General features: G+C 39.7%; 12 protein-coding genes, 10 tRNA genes, 1 rRNA gene and 1 pseudogene. 4 read left to right on the forward strand and 20 right to left on the reverse strand.

Features of this window, described 5'->3' with window-relative positions; translation table 11 throughout:
- Window positions 1-97: 97 nt before the first annotated feature.
- From IQ10_RS15705 to sigW, 9 genes and pseudogenes are all read right to left on the reverse strand, one after another.
- Window positions 98-232 (reverse strand): annotated as a pseudogene (locus tag IQ10_RS15705) (cysteine hydrolase); the annotation flags it as partial.
- A 36-nt stretch (window positions 233-268) separates the two neighbouring features.
- On the reverse strand, window positions 269-1,768 hold the full coding sequence (locus IQ10_RS15710) for an ATP-binding protein (RefSeq protein ID WP_144451432.1): 1,500 nt from the start codon (window positions 1,766-1,768) through the stop codon (window positions 269-271).
- A gap of 167 nt (window positions 1,769-1,935) precedes the next feature.
- Window positions 1,936-2,481: a beta-ketoacyl synthase N-terminal-like domain-containing protein gene (locus tag IQ10_RS15715; protein ID WP_144451433.1), complete on the reverse strand. Its 546-nt coding sequence runs from the start codon at window positions 2,479-2,481 to the stop codon at window positions 1,936-1,938.
- Between the two features lie 482 nt (window positions 2,482-2,963).
- Complete coding sequence (glmS, locus tag IQ10_RS15720) at window positions 2,964-4,766, reverse strand: glutamine--fructose-6-phosphate transaminase (isomerizing) (RefSeq protein WP_144451434.1); 1,803 nt, start codon at window positions 4,764-4,766, stop codon at window positions 2,964-2,966.
- Window positions 4,767-5,173: 407 nt separating this feature from the next.
- Window positions 5,174-6,523, reverse strand: coding sequence for a phosphoglucosamine mutase (gene glmM, locus IQ10_RS15725; RefSeq protein WP_144451435.1), 1,350 nt, complete (start codon window positions 6,521-6,523; stop codon window positions 5,174-5,176).
- The gene (locus IQ10_RS15730) at window positions 6,523-7,776 is read right to left on the reverse strand and encodes a CdaR family protein (protein ID WP_144451436.1); all 1,254 of its coding nucleotides are present in this window, start codon (window positions 7,774-7,776) and stop codon (window positions 6,523-6,525) included. The genes glmM and IQ10_RS15730 overlap by 1 nt, the downstream gene beginning before the upstream one ends.
- Window positions 7,769-8,593, reverse strand: a complete 825-nt coding sequence (gene cdaA / locus IQ10_RS15735; protein WP_144451437.1) for a diadenylate cyclase CdaA — start codon at window positions 8,591-8,593, stop codon at window positions 7,769-7,771. The genes IQ10_RS15730 and cdaA overlap by 8 nt, the downstream gene beginning before the upstream one ends.
- Before the next feature lie 225 nt (window positions 8,594-8,818).
- A complete protein-coding gene (locus IQ10_RS15740) occupies window positions 8,819-9,442 on the reverse strand; it encodes an anti-sigma factor family protein (RefSeq protein ID WP_144451438.1) in 624 nt (207 codons plus the stop codon).
- A gap of 15 nt (window positions 9,443-9,457) precedes the next feature.
- On the reverse strand, window positions 9,458-10,021 hold the full coding sequence (gene sigW, locus IQ10_RS15745; RefSeq protein ID WP_144451439.1) for an RNA polymerase sigma factor SigW: 564 nt from the start codon (window positions 10,019-10,021) through the stop codon (window positions 9,458-9,460).
- A 253-nt stretch (window positions 10,022-10,274) separates the two neighbouring features.
- Here sigW and IQ10_RS15750 point away from each other — a divergent pair, with 253 nt between their 5' ends.
- On the forward strand, window positions 10,275-10,463 hold the full coding sequence (locus tag IQ10_RS15750; protein WP_144451440.1) for an aspartyl-phosphate phosphatase Spo0E family protein: 189 nt from the start codon (window positions 10,275-10,277) through the stop codon (window positions 10,461-10,463).
- Window positions 10,464-10,515: 52 nt separating this feature from the next.
- Here the strand turns inward: IQ10_RS15750 and IQ10_RS15755 are convergent.
- The 8 genes from IQ10_RS15755 to IQ10_RS15790 form a co-directional block, all read right to left on the reverse strand.
- Window positions 10,516-10,591, reverse strand: a tRNA-Ala gene (locus IQ10_RS15755).
- A 10-nt stretch (window positions 10,592-10,601) separates the two neighbouring features.
- A tRNA-Gly gene (locus IQ10_RS15760) sits at window positions 10,602-10,676 on the reverse strand.
- 21 nt (window positions 10,677-10,697) lie between these two features.
- Window positions 10,698-10,770, reverse strand: a tRNA-Lys gene (locus IQ10_RS15765).
- A 5-nt stretch (window positions 10,771-10,775) separates the two neighbouring features.
- Window positions 10,776-10,850, reverse strand: a tRNA-Gln gene (locus IQ10_RS15770).
- A gap of 8 nt (window positions 10,851-10,858) precedes the next feature.
- Window positions 10,859-10,943 (reverse strand) — tRNA-Tyr (locus tag IQ10_RS15775).
- A 10-nt stretch (window positions 10,944-10,953) separates the two neighbouring features.
- Window positions 10,954-11,026, reverse strand: a tRNA-Thr gene (locus IQ10_RS15780).
- Between the two features lie 5 nt (window positions 11,027-11,031).
- Window positions 11,032-11,107, reverse strand: a tRNA-Val gene (locus IQ10_RS15785).
- Window positions 11,108-11,145: 38 nt separating this feature from the next.
- Window positions 11,146-11,217 (reverse strand) — tRNA-Glu (locus IQ10_RS15790).
- A 152-nt stretch (window positions 11,218-11,369) separates the two neighbouring features.
- On the opposite strand from IQ10_RS15790, the gene IQ10_RS18210 reads away from it, so the two are divergent.
- From IQ10_RS18210 to IQ10_RS15800, 3 genes are all read left to right on the forward strand, one after another.
- Window positions 11,370-11,546: a hypothetical protein gene (locus IQ10_RS18210; protein ID WP_199757440.1), complete on the forward strand. Its 177-nt coding sequence runs from the start codon at window positions 11,370-11,372 to the stop codon at window positions 11,544-11,546.
- Window positions 11,547-11,684: 138 nt separating this feature from the next.
- Window positions 11,685-12,443 (forward strand): DeoR/GlpR family DNA-binding transcription regulator, encoded by a 759-nt coding sequence (locus tag IQ10_RS15795; protein WP_144451441.1) that lies wholly within the window; start codon window positions 11,685-11,687, stop codon window positions 12,441-12,443.
- Window positions 12,444-12,455: 12 nt separating this feature from the next.
- On the forward strand, window positions 12,456-13,349 hold the full coding sequence (locus IQ10_RS15800; RefSeq protein ID WP_144451442.1) for a Cof-type HAD-IIB family hydrolase: 894 nt from the start codon (window positions 12,456-12,458) through the stop codon (window positions 13,347-13,349).
- 180 nt (window positions 13,350-13,529) lie between these two features.
- Here the strand turns inward: IQ10_RS15800 and IQ10_RS15805 are convergent.
- From IQ10_RS15805 to rrf, 3 genes are all read right to left on the reverse strand, one after another.
- Window positions 13,530-13,605 (reverse strand) — tRNA-Thr (locus IQ10_RS15805).
- 8 nt (window positions 13,606-13,613) lie between these two features.
- Window positions 13,614-13,688: transfer RNA gene (locus IQ10_RS15810), tRNA-Asn, on the reverse strand.
- 8 nt (window positions 13,689-13,696) lie between these two features.
- Window positions 13,697-13,812, reverse strand: a 5S ribosomal RNA gene (gene rrf / locus IQ10_RS15815).
- Between the last annotated feature and the right edge of the window lie 6 nt (window positions 13,813-13,818).

The raw sequence follows: 13,818 nt of genomic DNA on the forward strand, positions 1-13,818 counted from the left end.
TAAAGAGATTCCCATGAACAAGAATATCATAAAATCTACAATTAATAAACGACTAGACGGATAGATGGATGACCTTCTGTATAACTTAACGAATCTCTTACAAAATCTTATTTATCAGCTGCTCAGTTGTAAGTATTGTCGCAAACTCATCATGCAATGTTGCTAGAGAACCAGTATGGACTGTTTCAGCATCGTGATATGTATCATTTTGATCCTTCATACCAAAGGCTGCTAGTTGAAGCTCTGTCCATAGAGGGTTCTCTTTATTTTATATTTCACTAAATTCATATTGCGGTAAAATAATTCTAAATGTAGTCCCCTTCGAGCTGCTATCATATACTTTGATTTCACCCCGATGCTCAAAAATAACTTTTCGTACAAATGGAAGTCCTACGCCCATTCCTGTGTCTTTAGAGGAAATAAAAGGATCGAAAATAGACTCCCACTCACTAACTGGTATTCCATGACCTGTATCGATAAAATCGATAATAATTTGATCACCCATTACGAACGTGTCGATCTTAATGTTCCTTACTTTTACATCAGCATTAATTGATTCTGAGCTGTTTTTTATTAAATTAATAAACACTTGTTTTATAAAGGTCTCACTTACATATGTATTTAGTGACCTGTATTTTTTCTCAAAGGAAACGTTAACTCTATTTTCTCTTATTATTTCTGAAGTAATCTTAATAGCTTCTTCTATAATTTTATTTAAATCTGCCATTCTAAATTGAATGATCTTATTACTTATATAGACGTTATAATTATTTGTTAAATCCTCTAATCCTTGTGCCGCTGACTGAATCATACTTGCCATGTTTTTACTTTCTGATAAAGATGTCGATCGCGTTAACATTTTGGAATAGCCTTTAATCACTTGCAAATTGTTTTTTACTTCATGGACTAAACTAGATGTGAGTCCACCTGAATAATCCAGCTTTTTTTGTCGTTCAATTAACTTATTATAATTTATAGTCATTAAGATGTTCATTTTAACAAAGGAAAAAATAATAAAGGATGAAAAAAGAATGACGCCTATACTACTTACAATAGCCCCCGTACCTGGTATGAAATTCACCATACCTGTTGTAAATAGTAAAAAGGCACAAAATGAAAATGTACCTAAAAAATTCTTTAAGTAAACATTTTGAATTCCTCTAGAAATAATAAATATCAACATTAATAAAAAAACAAAGATGGTTATATGGATGAGATACAAATAGTGAAACTCTCCATAAACCGGGAAGTACAGACTTATGTCTGAGTATTTTACATTTACGACCCTTAATCCTTCTATACCTAAAGGTGTCCAGTTAATGAAGTAAACAAACATACTCCAAACTCCAAATAACAACATTAAATTCTTATTTAATAACGATACAATAATTTGATAGTAACGAGTTCCCTTCAAATTTGGTGAATGCTTATGCATAACGAGATAGGCTATATAAAACGTTATTGGAACAATAAATGTAGGTCCGATACGGAAAATTTGAAATAATAGTAATATGATATGCTCAGGAATGATCCCTTTTAAATACAACACTCCAATGTCTATTTGCCAAAAACAAATCAACATCATAAACAGTAATAATGCAATTCCTAATTGTGAACCTTTATAAATCTTTAATACATTTATTGCTAAAACTAAAGGGATTAACCCAATAGTCATAATTAATAACGAAGTAATCACGGTTATGCATCCCTTTTGTACTTTTTTTATATAAGCGCAGGCATTGTTTCCACCACATCCATGGTTTGTCATTGCTACCTCATTCACTTCTTGATCAAGCGTTTATTTGAAACGACATTCTCTACCTCACCAAGTATGTTTGCTCTTTAGAGCATCATCTTCTCTTTCAAGAATAATAACCCCTGAACCTTCCGACATAGCAAATCCCTTGCTTTCAGAATGGAAAGGTACTGGCTTCTTCATCTATCAGCTACTTTTCCAACTGGACTATCACTTCCGCCAACAATGGCTATATCAATAACTCCACTTTTTAAATAAACCATCGCATCTTGAATGGCCTCTAAGCTTGAGGTACAACCAGTTGTAATTGTTTTTGTAATTCCATTTACTCCTAAAAAATGACCAATTGCTGAGGTAATACTATGATAGTTGGCACTATGAGCAAAAGGAATAGGAATACTTTTATAATGATTTGAATTGGCGTGTATAATTGAATCTTGATATGTTTTTTCACCGATATTACCAACAGAGATTCCGAAAAACAAACCAATTTTTTTATTTTTAAAATCTTCTAGACCTGAATGACTTAATGCTCCTTTACCCGCTGCCCTACCTAATAAAGTAGGTCTTGATAATCTTTCATACTTTCTTTCACGAGGTATTTCATCAAAATTATCCTTAATTAAACCTACAATAGTTGACTCACCTTTTGGAGTGATATTATTAACAGACTCTAGTCCACAAACTCCATTTCTTAAATTGTATAAGAACTCTTCTATATTAATTGCTCACGGTACTTTAATGCCATATCCTGTGACTACAACTTTATTCATTTTATATCACCTTTTGCAATTATAGGACTATTAACCTGAAGTAATTATATTAAGAATATTCAAAAAAATGATATGCTATTTAGTCTATTTAAAAAATACAGATGTACCGGTAAAATAAAGTCGTTCCCTAACCCACACTTCAAACCCCTGGTACAACTTTCTTTCCATATTCTATAGGCGAATTAGTTGTTCCCTAAAATGCTGGCTTCCCTCTTCTTTTTTCTTGCTTTCCCCCTTGCTTTTTCTCCCACGTTCTTTTTCACCAGTCTTTTTCCTCGCTCTTTTCATTCCAACAAAAAACACGAGGAAAATCGGATGGTGATTCCGATTTTCGCTCGTGTTAGCGAACGTTTATTTGACCAAGAATACAGTTTATTTTGCTAAGGAACAACTATATTTTGCTGGTCCAAAACGCTTAACTCTCTCTATCAAACCTACTCTACCGTTACACTTTTCGCTAGATTACGAGGTTTATCAACATCGCAACCGCGGTGTAGTGCTGCATAGTATGAGATCAATTGAAGCGGAATTACTGTAACAAGTGATGTTAGGAGTTCATGCACCTTTGGTAACACGAATGCATCGCCTTCACTCTCTAAGCCTTCCATACTAATAATGCATGGATTTGCGCCACGAGCTGCTACTTCTTTTACGTTACCACGGATGCTTAGGTTGACGTGCTCTTGTGTCGCAATTGCGATAACTGGAGTGCCGTCTTCGATAAGCGCGATTGTACCGTGCTTTAATTCGCCGCCAGCAAAGCCTTCTGCTTGAATATAAGAAATTTCTTTTAGCTTAAGGGCTCCTTCTAGGCAGACAAAGTAATCGGCTGCACGTCCGATGAAGAAGCAGTTACGTGTGACAGACAAGTAATCACGTGCAATTTGTTCGAAACGATCCTTTTGATCACAAAGGATTTCCATTGCGTTCGCAACGATTCCTAGTTCTTTAATTGGATCAAAATCGAGCTCGATTCCGCTTGCCTTAGCTGTATCAACAGCAAGTAATGTAAAGACCGCCATTTGTGCTGTATATGCCTTAGTAGAGGCAACGGCAATTTCTGGTCCTCCATAAGTGTGCAACGTGAAGTCAGCTTCACGTGATAGTGTTGATCCTGGTACATTTGTAATCGTTAATGCTCGATAGCCTTTCTTCTTAACGTCAACAAGAACGCCGCGAAGGTCAGCTGTTTCACCACTTTGTGAAATAAAAATAAAGAGTGGGTTCTCAGATAGAAGTGGCATATTGTATAAAAACTCACTTGCAATGTGCACTTCTACTGGACGTTGTGCAATTTTTTCGATGAGCTGCTTTCCGACAAGGCCAGCATGGTAGCTCGTTCCTGCTGCAATAACATAGATGCGATCAGATGATTTCATTGCACTGCGAATGTCATCATCTAAATGAACTGTACCATCTTCATTCTGATATTTTTGGATAATGTTACGAATAACAAACGGCTGCTCGTCGATTTCCTTAAGCATGAAATGAGGGTATGTTCCCTTTTCAATGTCACTTGCGTCTAGCTCAGCTGTATAAGGTGCGCGGTTCTTAACCTCACCATCAAGTGTTTTGATCGTGATATCATCACGCGTAACTAGAACCATTTCTTCGTCCATAATTTCAACAAATTGGTTCGTTACTTGTAGCATTGCCATTGCATCAGACGCAATCACATTTGCACCTTCGCCCACACCAATTAAAAGTGGACTCTTATTCTTTGCTACGTACACGATGTCAGTGTCACGCTTATCAAGAAGAGCTGTCGCATACGATCCTTTTAGTAAGGATAATGTTTGACGGAACGCTTCTTCGACTGAATGACCTTTTGTTACAAAAAGCTCAACAAGCTGAACAATGACTTCCGTGTCTGTATCACTTTTTTGAGTCACACCTGGTAAATATTCACGCTTAAGCTGCTCGTAGTTCTCAATGACACCGTTATGAACGAGTGTAAAACGCTCTGTTTCACTTTGATGCGGATGAGCATTGACGCGACTAGGCTCACCGTGCGTCGCCCAACGTGTATGACCAATTCCAACTGGTCCATCAACTGTTGCATCAACAACGTCACGAAGCGCTGCAATACGTCCTTTTTCCTTGAAAACGTGAACGCCATCTTCGTTTGCCACAGCAATACCAGCTGAATCATAGCCACGATACTCGAGCTTTTCTAATCCTTTAAGTAGGATTTCTCTTGCATTTTCCGTTCCAATATAACCAACAATTCCACACATAAATAGTTACCTCCCAAGTTTCGGGGGCAAGCAACCAGAGGGCAAACTTGCCCCCACTCTTTTTTTTATTTAGAAGGCATGGTCGCTTCTGTCTTTGTCCAAAAAGTTGCCTCTTTGTTTTTTCAGAAGCTTAGCGGTTGTCATGCTACAACCGGAGGGCATCCGCCGAATACTCGATAAACCCTCTCCTCGTCAACTACACAGTTGCACGTTCGTGTAGTCCTGGCGCTTTTAGTATGTTTTTATTCGATCCTCCTCGCTATCCTTGACTAACGATAATCATACCGCAATGATGTTAGCACGTCAATGATTGGAAACATTCTTACAAGATTTTTGATAGCAACAAAGCGGTAATTAAAAATATGCATAAATAGCCTCTAATGTGCTACTTATGCATATGATTTTTTTTATTCTGCTAAGCCCATTTCTTGTGTAACAACAGTCGCAATATCATTTACGTATTTCTCACATAGCTCTTCTGATTTTGCTTCTACCATCACTCGCACAAGTGGCTCTGTACCTGACGGGCGTACAAGCACACGACCTTCTCCAGCCATATCCTCTTCAACCTTTTCTATTGCTTCGCGAACGAGAGCATTTTCACTAACAGCATGCTTGTCCGTTACACGGATATTCACAAGCTTTTGCGGGAATGTTTGCATCTCAGCTGCAAGCTCGGATAAAGGCTTATTTGTTGCTTTCATAATGTTTACAAGTTGCAGAGCAGAAAGTAATCCGTCTCCAGTTGTAATATGATCAAGGAAGATAATATGTCCTGATTGTTCCCCGCCAAGGTTGTAACCGCCTTTTTTCATCTCTTCCATGACATAACGGTCACCAACACCTGTTTGCTTCGCTTCGATCCCTTGCTCTTCAAGTCCTTTGTAGAAACCGAGGTTACTCATAACGGTTGAAACGACTGTTCCGTGTTTGAGCCATCCTTGCTCTTTCATGTATTTCGCGCAAATAAACATAATCTTATCGCCATCAACAATTTCTCCTTTTTCATCGATAGCGATTAGACGATCTGCATCTCCATCAAAGGCAAGTCCAACCTGGGCACCTTTTTCAAGCACTAACTTACTCAATGCTTCTGGATGAGTAGAGCCACAACCTTCATTAATGTTGACCCCATTAGGCGCTGTTCCCATCGTTGAAATGTCCGCTTCAAGATCAGCAAATAAATGCGGTGCAAGTGAAGAAGCGGCACCATGCGCACAGTCTAAGGCGATATGAATACCAGAGAAATCTTCTTGAACCGTTTGCTTAAGGAATTGTAAGTATTTCTGACCGCCTTCAAAGTAATCATTGACTTGTCCAAGCTCTCCACCAGTTGGACGAGGTAGTTCATCTTCTTCTGCATCCAATAAGCGCTCAATTTCTAACTCCTGTTCATCAAGCAGCTTGAAGCCATCTGGACCGAAAAATTTAATACCGTTATCAGGAACAGGATTATGCGAAGCTGAAATCATAACGCCTGCATTTGCACTTAATGCTTTTGTTAAGAAGGCAACACCTGGAGTGGAAATTACACCTAAACGCATAACTTCTGCTCCAATGGATAAAAGACCTGCAATAAGCGCACTTTCCAGCATTTCTCCAGATATACGTGTATCGCGACCAATGATCACTCTTGGCTTCTCTGTATGTTTTGTTAATACGTAGCCGCCCATTCTACCAAGCTTAAAGGCAAGTTCTGGAGTTAGTTCCGTATTCGCAACCCCTCTCACACCATCAGTACCAAAATAATTTCCCATTATTCATTCTCTCCTTCAGACACTTCATTACGTATTGTAATTGGAATTGTATTTTCACTCGGACTAAAACGGATATTTGGTGGACCATTAATCTGTATCTCTACTACATGATCGCCTTCTGGCAGGTCACTTACATCGACATAAGCTTGAATATCTGCCAATGACAATCTTTCTAATAATGCTTCTGACCCTCTAGACGTTAGCGTAATGACTTTATTATCCGCTCCGTCAAATGTAACTATTTCACCATCATTCGCTCCTACCACTTCGACTGGTACATCTGTCATCTCTTTCGTCTGCTCTTCGGCAGTGACAACCGTGACATTGACGGTTTCAGGTGACACTCGCTCTACACCAGCAGGAACGGGCACTGTCATCTTATAGGTTCCTGTTTCATTCACTTCCCTGAGGTCAAGCGTTCCAACTCCAATCACATTTAAACTGTCTATAATTTCAAGAGGACCATAGACCGTGACCTCAGCTGGCTCAATCTCAACCCCTTGCACACTAAGCCCTTCCTGAAGCTCTCCTGTCCGTGACACTTGAGCTGGAAGATTACGATTTGGACTCGTCACTGGCACCTTGACATTGACGACAGCTGGTTCAACTGGTATGTCTAATTCCTGACCATTTTCATCGTAAAGCTTCACTGGTGCTGCTTCCTCTACAACCTTATCGACGCCTGAGACATCGACATAAGCTTTAGCTTCTGCCACTTGAGATACGAGACTACGAGCAGCCCTTACCTCAACATTAACTGGTGTCACGATTGGTGTACCGACTTTGTAGCCTTCCTCTACCTCATTTGTATTTAACAAATCAACTTGGACAGGGAACGACACTGTTTGCTTTTCTTGTAATTCCACTCGTGCAAATTGCGGCACGATTGATACGGTTAAATCACTTGGGAACCCACGATGTTGGACACTTAACGTATGTACCCCTTCTCCACGATCCGTTACATCCACAAAAACTTCATAGGAAGGGCGCGATAGCTGAAAGAGCGTAATCTCACTTTGAGGTCCTCTTAAGTTCACTTGTACATGCTCCGTTTGATCGGTAATCGCATAATTCTCTTCATCATAAAGCACTGCTACTTTCACTTCTTCAAGCGTATAAGTAGCAGAACTGATCGTTGGTAACACCCCTGGTTGACTACTAATACTATCCATGTTTACCATGGTAAAGAGCATTAATGCAATAAAGAAAGAAATGATTTTAACAAACCAATGACTATTAAACAGCCTATCCATTCTTCTTTCCTCCCCACTGCCAACGTGAAGTGGTTGATTGCTTAACTTCTGTGAGCAGTTCCTGTTCAAGCAAAGCTCTTAACTGCTCTTCATCTAGATCGCGATGCAATTCACTATTTTTCGTTAGCGAGATATTCCCTGTTTCCTCAGATACAATAATCGTTATTGAATCTGTAACCTCACTAACGCCAAGTGCAGCTCGATGTCTCGTCCCTAATTCTTTTGAAATAAATGGATTCTCTGAAAGCGGTAAGTAGCACGCTGCTGCAAGAATCTTATCTTCTTTTAAAATAACAGCCCCATCATGAAGAGGTGTATTCGGGATAAATGTGTTAATGAGCAATTCAGATGTTAAATTGGCATTCATTGCAATTCCAGTCTCAACGTAATCACTCATACCTGTTTCGCGTTCAAGGGACATAAGTGCACCAATACGACGTTTCCCCATATACGTAGATGCTTTTACAATGGCGTCGATTGATTTTTTAACCGTATCATCCTGAGGAATGGTCCGACTAGAAAATAATCTCCCTCTCCCTAATTGTTCAAGCGCTCGTCTTAGCTCTGGCTGGAAAATAATAATAATCGCCAGCAAACCATATGTAACTGTTTGAGTCATAATAAATTCGAGTGTTCGCAGTCCTAAGAGCCTGCTCAAGGACCAAATAGCCAAAATAACAGTGATCCCTTTTAGTAATTGCACAGCCCTTGTTCCACGTATGACCATAATCAGTTTGTATATAACGTAAGTAACAAGCAAGATATCGACAATCTGCCCGAGATAATTTAGCAAACTAAAGTCTTCCAATGAAAACATGGCTCTTCCTCCAAACCATTGACATACGTAGAAAGAGATTCACTTTTATGTTCTCTTTCACTCGTTCCATTATAGCACAAATAAACTGCCAACCAACACGCCTTCTAATTGAGGTCCAATCAATAGTCAGAAAAGGCTCTCTTATAAAACGAAGGGATGACTCATTAGCTAAGTGGCTCCCCCTAGTAAAAGCTCCTAGGTCATACACTTATGAGTCATCCTTTATTAATCTTCGACGATTGTCACGACATCTTTAAAAAACCCTTTGATATGATACCAAACCCATTCAAGTACTTGATTTACTTCATCAATGTCTCCTGACACATGCCCAGCAGATGCAAGGTATGGCTCACTATTAACAAGAAGGACATTTCCTCGAACTTCTCCATCCACTTGAAGAGAACCGTTACGAACGATTAAATCTCCTTCAATTACTTCTCCTTCTGGTACTAATACTTTACCCGTTTCTTGATCAATAACAATTTGACCAGAACCCGTCACAACAACTTGTTCATCACCATTATCCCAAAGTGATGAGATACTCGCCGACATTAACAAAATAAAGATGGCTGCCGCAATGAGAATCGGATGCTGCCTCGTCCACTGCTTCCATTTTGAAGCTTGCTTTCGCTCTGGTAATTTAGCCATTACCCCTTCTGTAAAACCGGCAGGGGCTTCGATATGGGAAGAGCTCTGTACAAACGCAATCACTTTTTTAAGTTCATGAAAATGTTGTCTACAGGAAGGACAATGCGCGAGATGGGCATCTAACTGCTCCTTTTCTCCTTCCGTTGCTTCTCCATCTAAGAATGCTTGTATTAATTCTTCGTAATGTTGCTCACATTTCATATCTAACACCCCTTCCTATACATCACGCATTCTCTTTCTAAGCGCTTCTCTCCCACGATGAATTCTTGTTTTAACGGTGGACGGAGGCATATCGAGAATGTCGCTGATTTCATTAATGGATAGATCCTCAATATATTTTAAAATGATAGCTGTTCGGTACTTAGGCGGCAAATGATTAATTTCTGATTGAACCCATTCTTGCATTTCAAGAGTGACGACTTGATCTTCTGGCAAATCATCCCCTGCAGCTAACTGTGACTCAATAGTCAAACCTTCAGACCCTTTCACTTCATCCTGAAGATAGAAATCAGGCTTCCTTTTTCTTAAGCGGTCAATGGCGACATTAGTAGCAATTCGAAATAACCATGTTGAGAATTTTCGTTCAATATCAAATCGATCCATATTTGTATAAGCACGTAAAAATGCTTCTTGAGCAATATCTTGCGCTTCATGGACATTACCAACCATTCGGTAGGATATCTGATACACCTTATCCTTATAAAGCTCCACAATTTCAGCGAAAGCTTGTTGATCGCCTTTCCTCACTTCCCGGATTAATCTTTTCACAATCGTTTCCATGTTCTTACCCCTACCCACATTCGTTCTGACTTTGTATACGGAATAGCTTTGCGTTTCGTTTCATTAAAACTATTTTCCTGAAGAAACATTCATATGTAAATTAATTTCTTTATTTACATTATCATAACACGGTTTGTGTAAAATCGTTTCCATTTGATATTTTTTGTAACAAGATGGGGTATATGTAAAATGATCTACCAATTCAATGCGTAAACAAAAAATACTGATCATTTCATAGAAGGGTGTCGACAAAATGGGTAAAGAACAACTTCTACTTAGAGAGATTGAACGCTACAGACATTTATTAAACCAGCGATCAAAAAATACTCCTCTCCCCTCTGAAAAAATGGTAAATTACAGCCGCCAACTAGATGCACTCTTAAATGAGTACGAGGCCTTAATAAATCGAACCGCCGAACCCAAAAACAAACCGGTTAAATAGTGTAAAAAAGCCATAGATGCTAGCATCTATGGCTTGAATAGTTTAAGTATATTGGTGGAGCCTAGCGGGATCGAACCGCTGACCTCCTGCGTGCAAGGCAGGCGCTCTCCCAGCTGAGCTAAGGCCCCGTATTCGTATTGGAGCGGAAGACGGGATTCGAACCCGCGACCCCCACCTTGGCAAGGTGGTGTTCTACCACTGAACTACTTCCGCATATTTAATAGTAATAAAAAATGAGCCATGAAGGACTCGAACCTTCGACCCTCTGATTAAAAGTCAGATGCTCTACCAACTGAGCTAATGGCTCATATATGGCTGGGCTAGCTGGATTCGAACCAACGCATGACGGAATCAAAATCCGTTGCCTTACCGCTTGGCGATAGCCCAGTATGAAATGGTGGAGGGGGACGGATTCGAACCGCCGAACCCTGAGGGAGCGGATTTACAGTCCGCCGCGTTTAGCCACTTCGCTACCCCTCCATAATGAAGATGCCGGCCAGAGGACTTGAACCCCCAACCTACTGATTACAAGTCAGTTGCTCTACCAATTGAGCTAGGCCGGCATATATGGTGGAGGATGACGGGATCGAACCGCCGACCCCCTGCTTGTAAGGCAGGTGCTCTCCCAGCTGAGCTAATCCTCCAAAGTACAAGATATGTAAGCATGTCCTGCACTAAATAATGACCCGTACGGGATTCGAACCCGTGTTACCGCCGTGAAAGGGCGGTGTCTTAACCGCTTGACCAACGGGCCTTATAAGCAAGTCTTTCTTGCTGACAAAAAGTATTATATCTAAATAAAAAAAAGAAAACAACCCCTTTTGCTAACTTTTTTATTTTTTTTAAGTTGTTAATAAGAACATACATTCGGTATAATGAAAGAAAAATATATTTGAGGTGATATGAATGAGCGAAGCGAGGCGTCACTCTCACGAAGAGTTACTTACTATTTTAGAATATATCCGAGACAAAGCAAAAGAAGAAACACGATTAGAAGTGGCTGAATGCATGCTTGATTATGGTATTGATATTAAATTAGTACGTGCAATTACAGGGCTTAGACAAAATCAAGTGGATAAATAATATTTTACATAAAAGAGACCCTTTTGATAAGGGTTCTTTTTTTTACTTAAAATAAATTATAATAACTTAAGTTGTTGCACAAACACTTAAAAACACTTACTATTATAGTAGCTTTTATAGAAAGGAAGGAAGGCTTTTATGTATCAAGAAGAACGGTTAATGGCCATCATTGAACACTTAAAAGAGCAAAAACGCATTTCCGTAGAAGAAATATGTCAATTGTTTGGTGTCTCACGTGATACCGCAAGAAGAGATCTAGTCAGTCTTGAAGAGCAGGGGGCAATTATTCGTACACGTGGCGGAGCTCTTCTCCCTCAATTTCATGAACAAATTAAACCATACAATCAACGACTAGAAACCTTTTCTGAAGAAAAAAGAAAAATTGGTCAAGTAGGAGCTTCTCTTATTCGCTCTGGTGATTATATTTTGTTGGATGCTTCTACAACTGTTCAAGCTTGCGCAGAAGCGATCACTATACCTTGTACAGTCGTGACAAACTCGATTCATCAAGCCACGTTACTTACAAGCAATCCGTCATCCATTCATGTTCATCTATTAGGAGGCATTCTTGAAAAAGAACATTTCTTCCTATATGGTCCCTCTGTCAAAGAATCACTGAGTCACTTCTTTGTGGATCGCGCTTTCTTAGGTGTCGTTGGCATTTCGGAACATGGATTTACTGTAGCCCACGAAGGTGACGGTGCTGTTATGAAAGAGATGATTAAACAAGCAAAGCAAGTGATTATTCTTGCTGATGCTTCAAAATTCAACCAAACAAGCTTCTATCGCTTTGCTGGATTTGAAGATATTGATTTACTGATTACAAACGAAGAACCACCTAATGCTATAAAGGAAAAGCTTACAGATGCCAATGTTGAATTGATGATTGTGTCATAAGGAGGCCATAACGTGAAACCACTTATTTTTATTGATTTGGACGGTACTTTGTTAAACGAGCAGCAAGTCATTAGTATTGAAAACATTAACGCAATCGAATGGGCACAAAAACGTGGTGCTGAGGTAATTATAGCCACAGGAAGAGCTTTCTTTGATGTACAACATATCCTTAAACAAACTCCTCTAAAATTACGTATTATTAGCGCAAATGGCGCAGCAATTCATGACGAGAGCGGTTTGCTATTAAACGAGACAACTATGGAACAAAATGTGGGGAAGAAAGCAATTAGATGGCTTCATGAACAAGGATTTTATTATGAGGTGTTCACTCCTAAAGGTATCTTTAGCCCTTTTAATAGTCAATCATTATTAACAATCGAAATTGATAAAGCATTTAGTGCAGATCCAACGATTGATCGCAATTCACTTGTCAATGCTGTTGCTAAGCAAAGGAATCAACAAGGATATCTCCCTATTCATAACATAGAGGCTTTTCTCCAACAAGAGATCATCTACTATAATATCCTTGCCTTTACCTTTGATGAAATGAAACGAGAATACGGAAAAGAGTACTTCAGAAATGATGAACGACTTACAGTTGTCACTTCTTCCCCCCATAACTTTGAACTTATGGACGCAAAAGCATCAAAAGGTTTTGCTGCTGTCGCACTTGCCAACCGATTAAATCTCCCTCTAACAAATAGCCTCTCAATTGGAGACAGTGGCAATGATTTATCGTTGTTTGCCGTTACTAAAGAAAGTGCTGCGATGGGGAATGCTGACAGCCTTGTGCAACACCTTGCCACATTCATAACAAAACCAAACTCCAAGGACGGTGTGGCCAACGCCATTTATCACTTTCTTAAACAATATCCTAAGGAATTGGTTCAGTTTGTTAGTGGTTAATGAATAAAAAGCACTTGAAGACTTATTGTGTGTTAATGGAGTCTTCAAGTGCTTTTTTTATGTTGACTAAATCCATTCATTTTACATTACCGTGCTGCAATACTGACTATCAACTTATCATGAAATAGCAAAAAGCGTCGTTCAGCAATTGCTAAACGACGCATAATATATGTATTCTTCTGGAGCTTCCAAGCGGATTCGAACCGCTGACCCCCACCTTACCATGGTGGTGCTCTACCGGCTGAGCTATGGAAGCAAAAAAAATGGCTCCACAGGTAGGACTCGAACCTACGACCGATCGGTTAACAGCCGATTGCTCTACCACTGAGCTACTGTGGAACAAAAAAGCCCGGCAACGTCCTACTCTCACAGGGGGAAGCCCCCAACTACCATCGGCGCTGAAGAGCTTAACGACCGTGTTCGGCATGGGAACGGGTGTGGCCTCTTCGCTATCGCCACCAGACTATTT

It is taken from the genome of Halalkalibacter nanhaiisediminis (assembly GCF_007830185.1).
Lineage (GTDB): Bacteria > Bacillota > Bacilli > Bacillales > Bacillaceae_D > Halalkalibacter > Halalkalibacter nanhaiisediminis.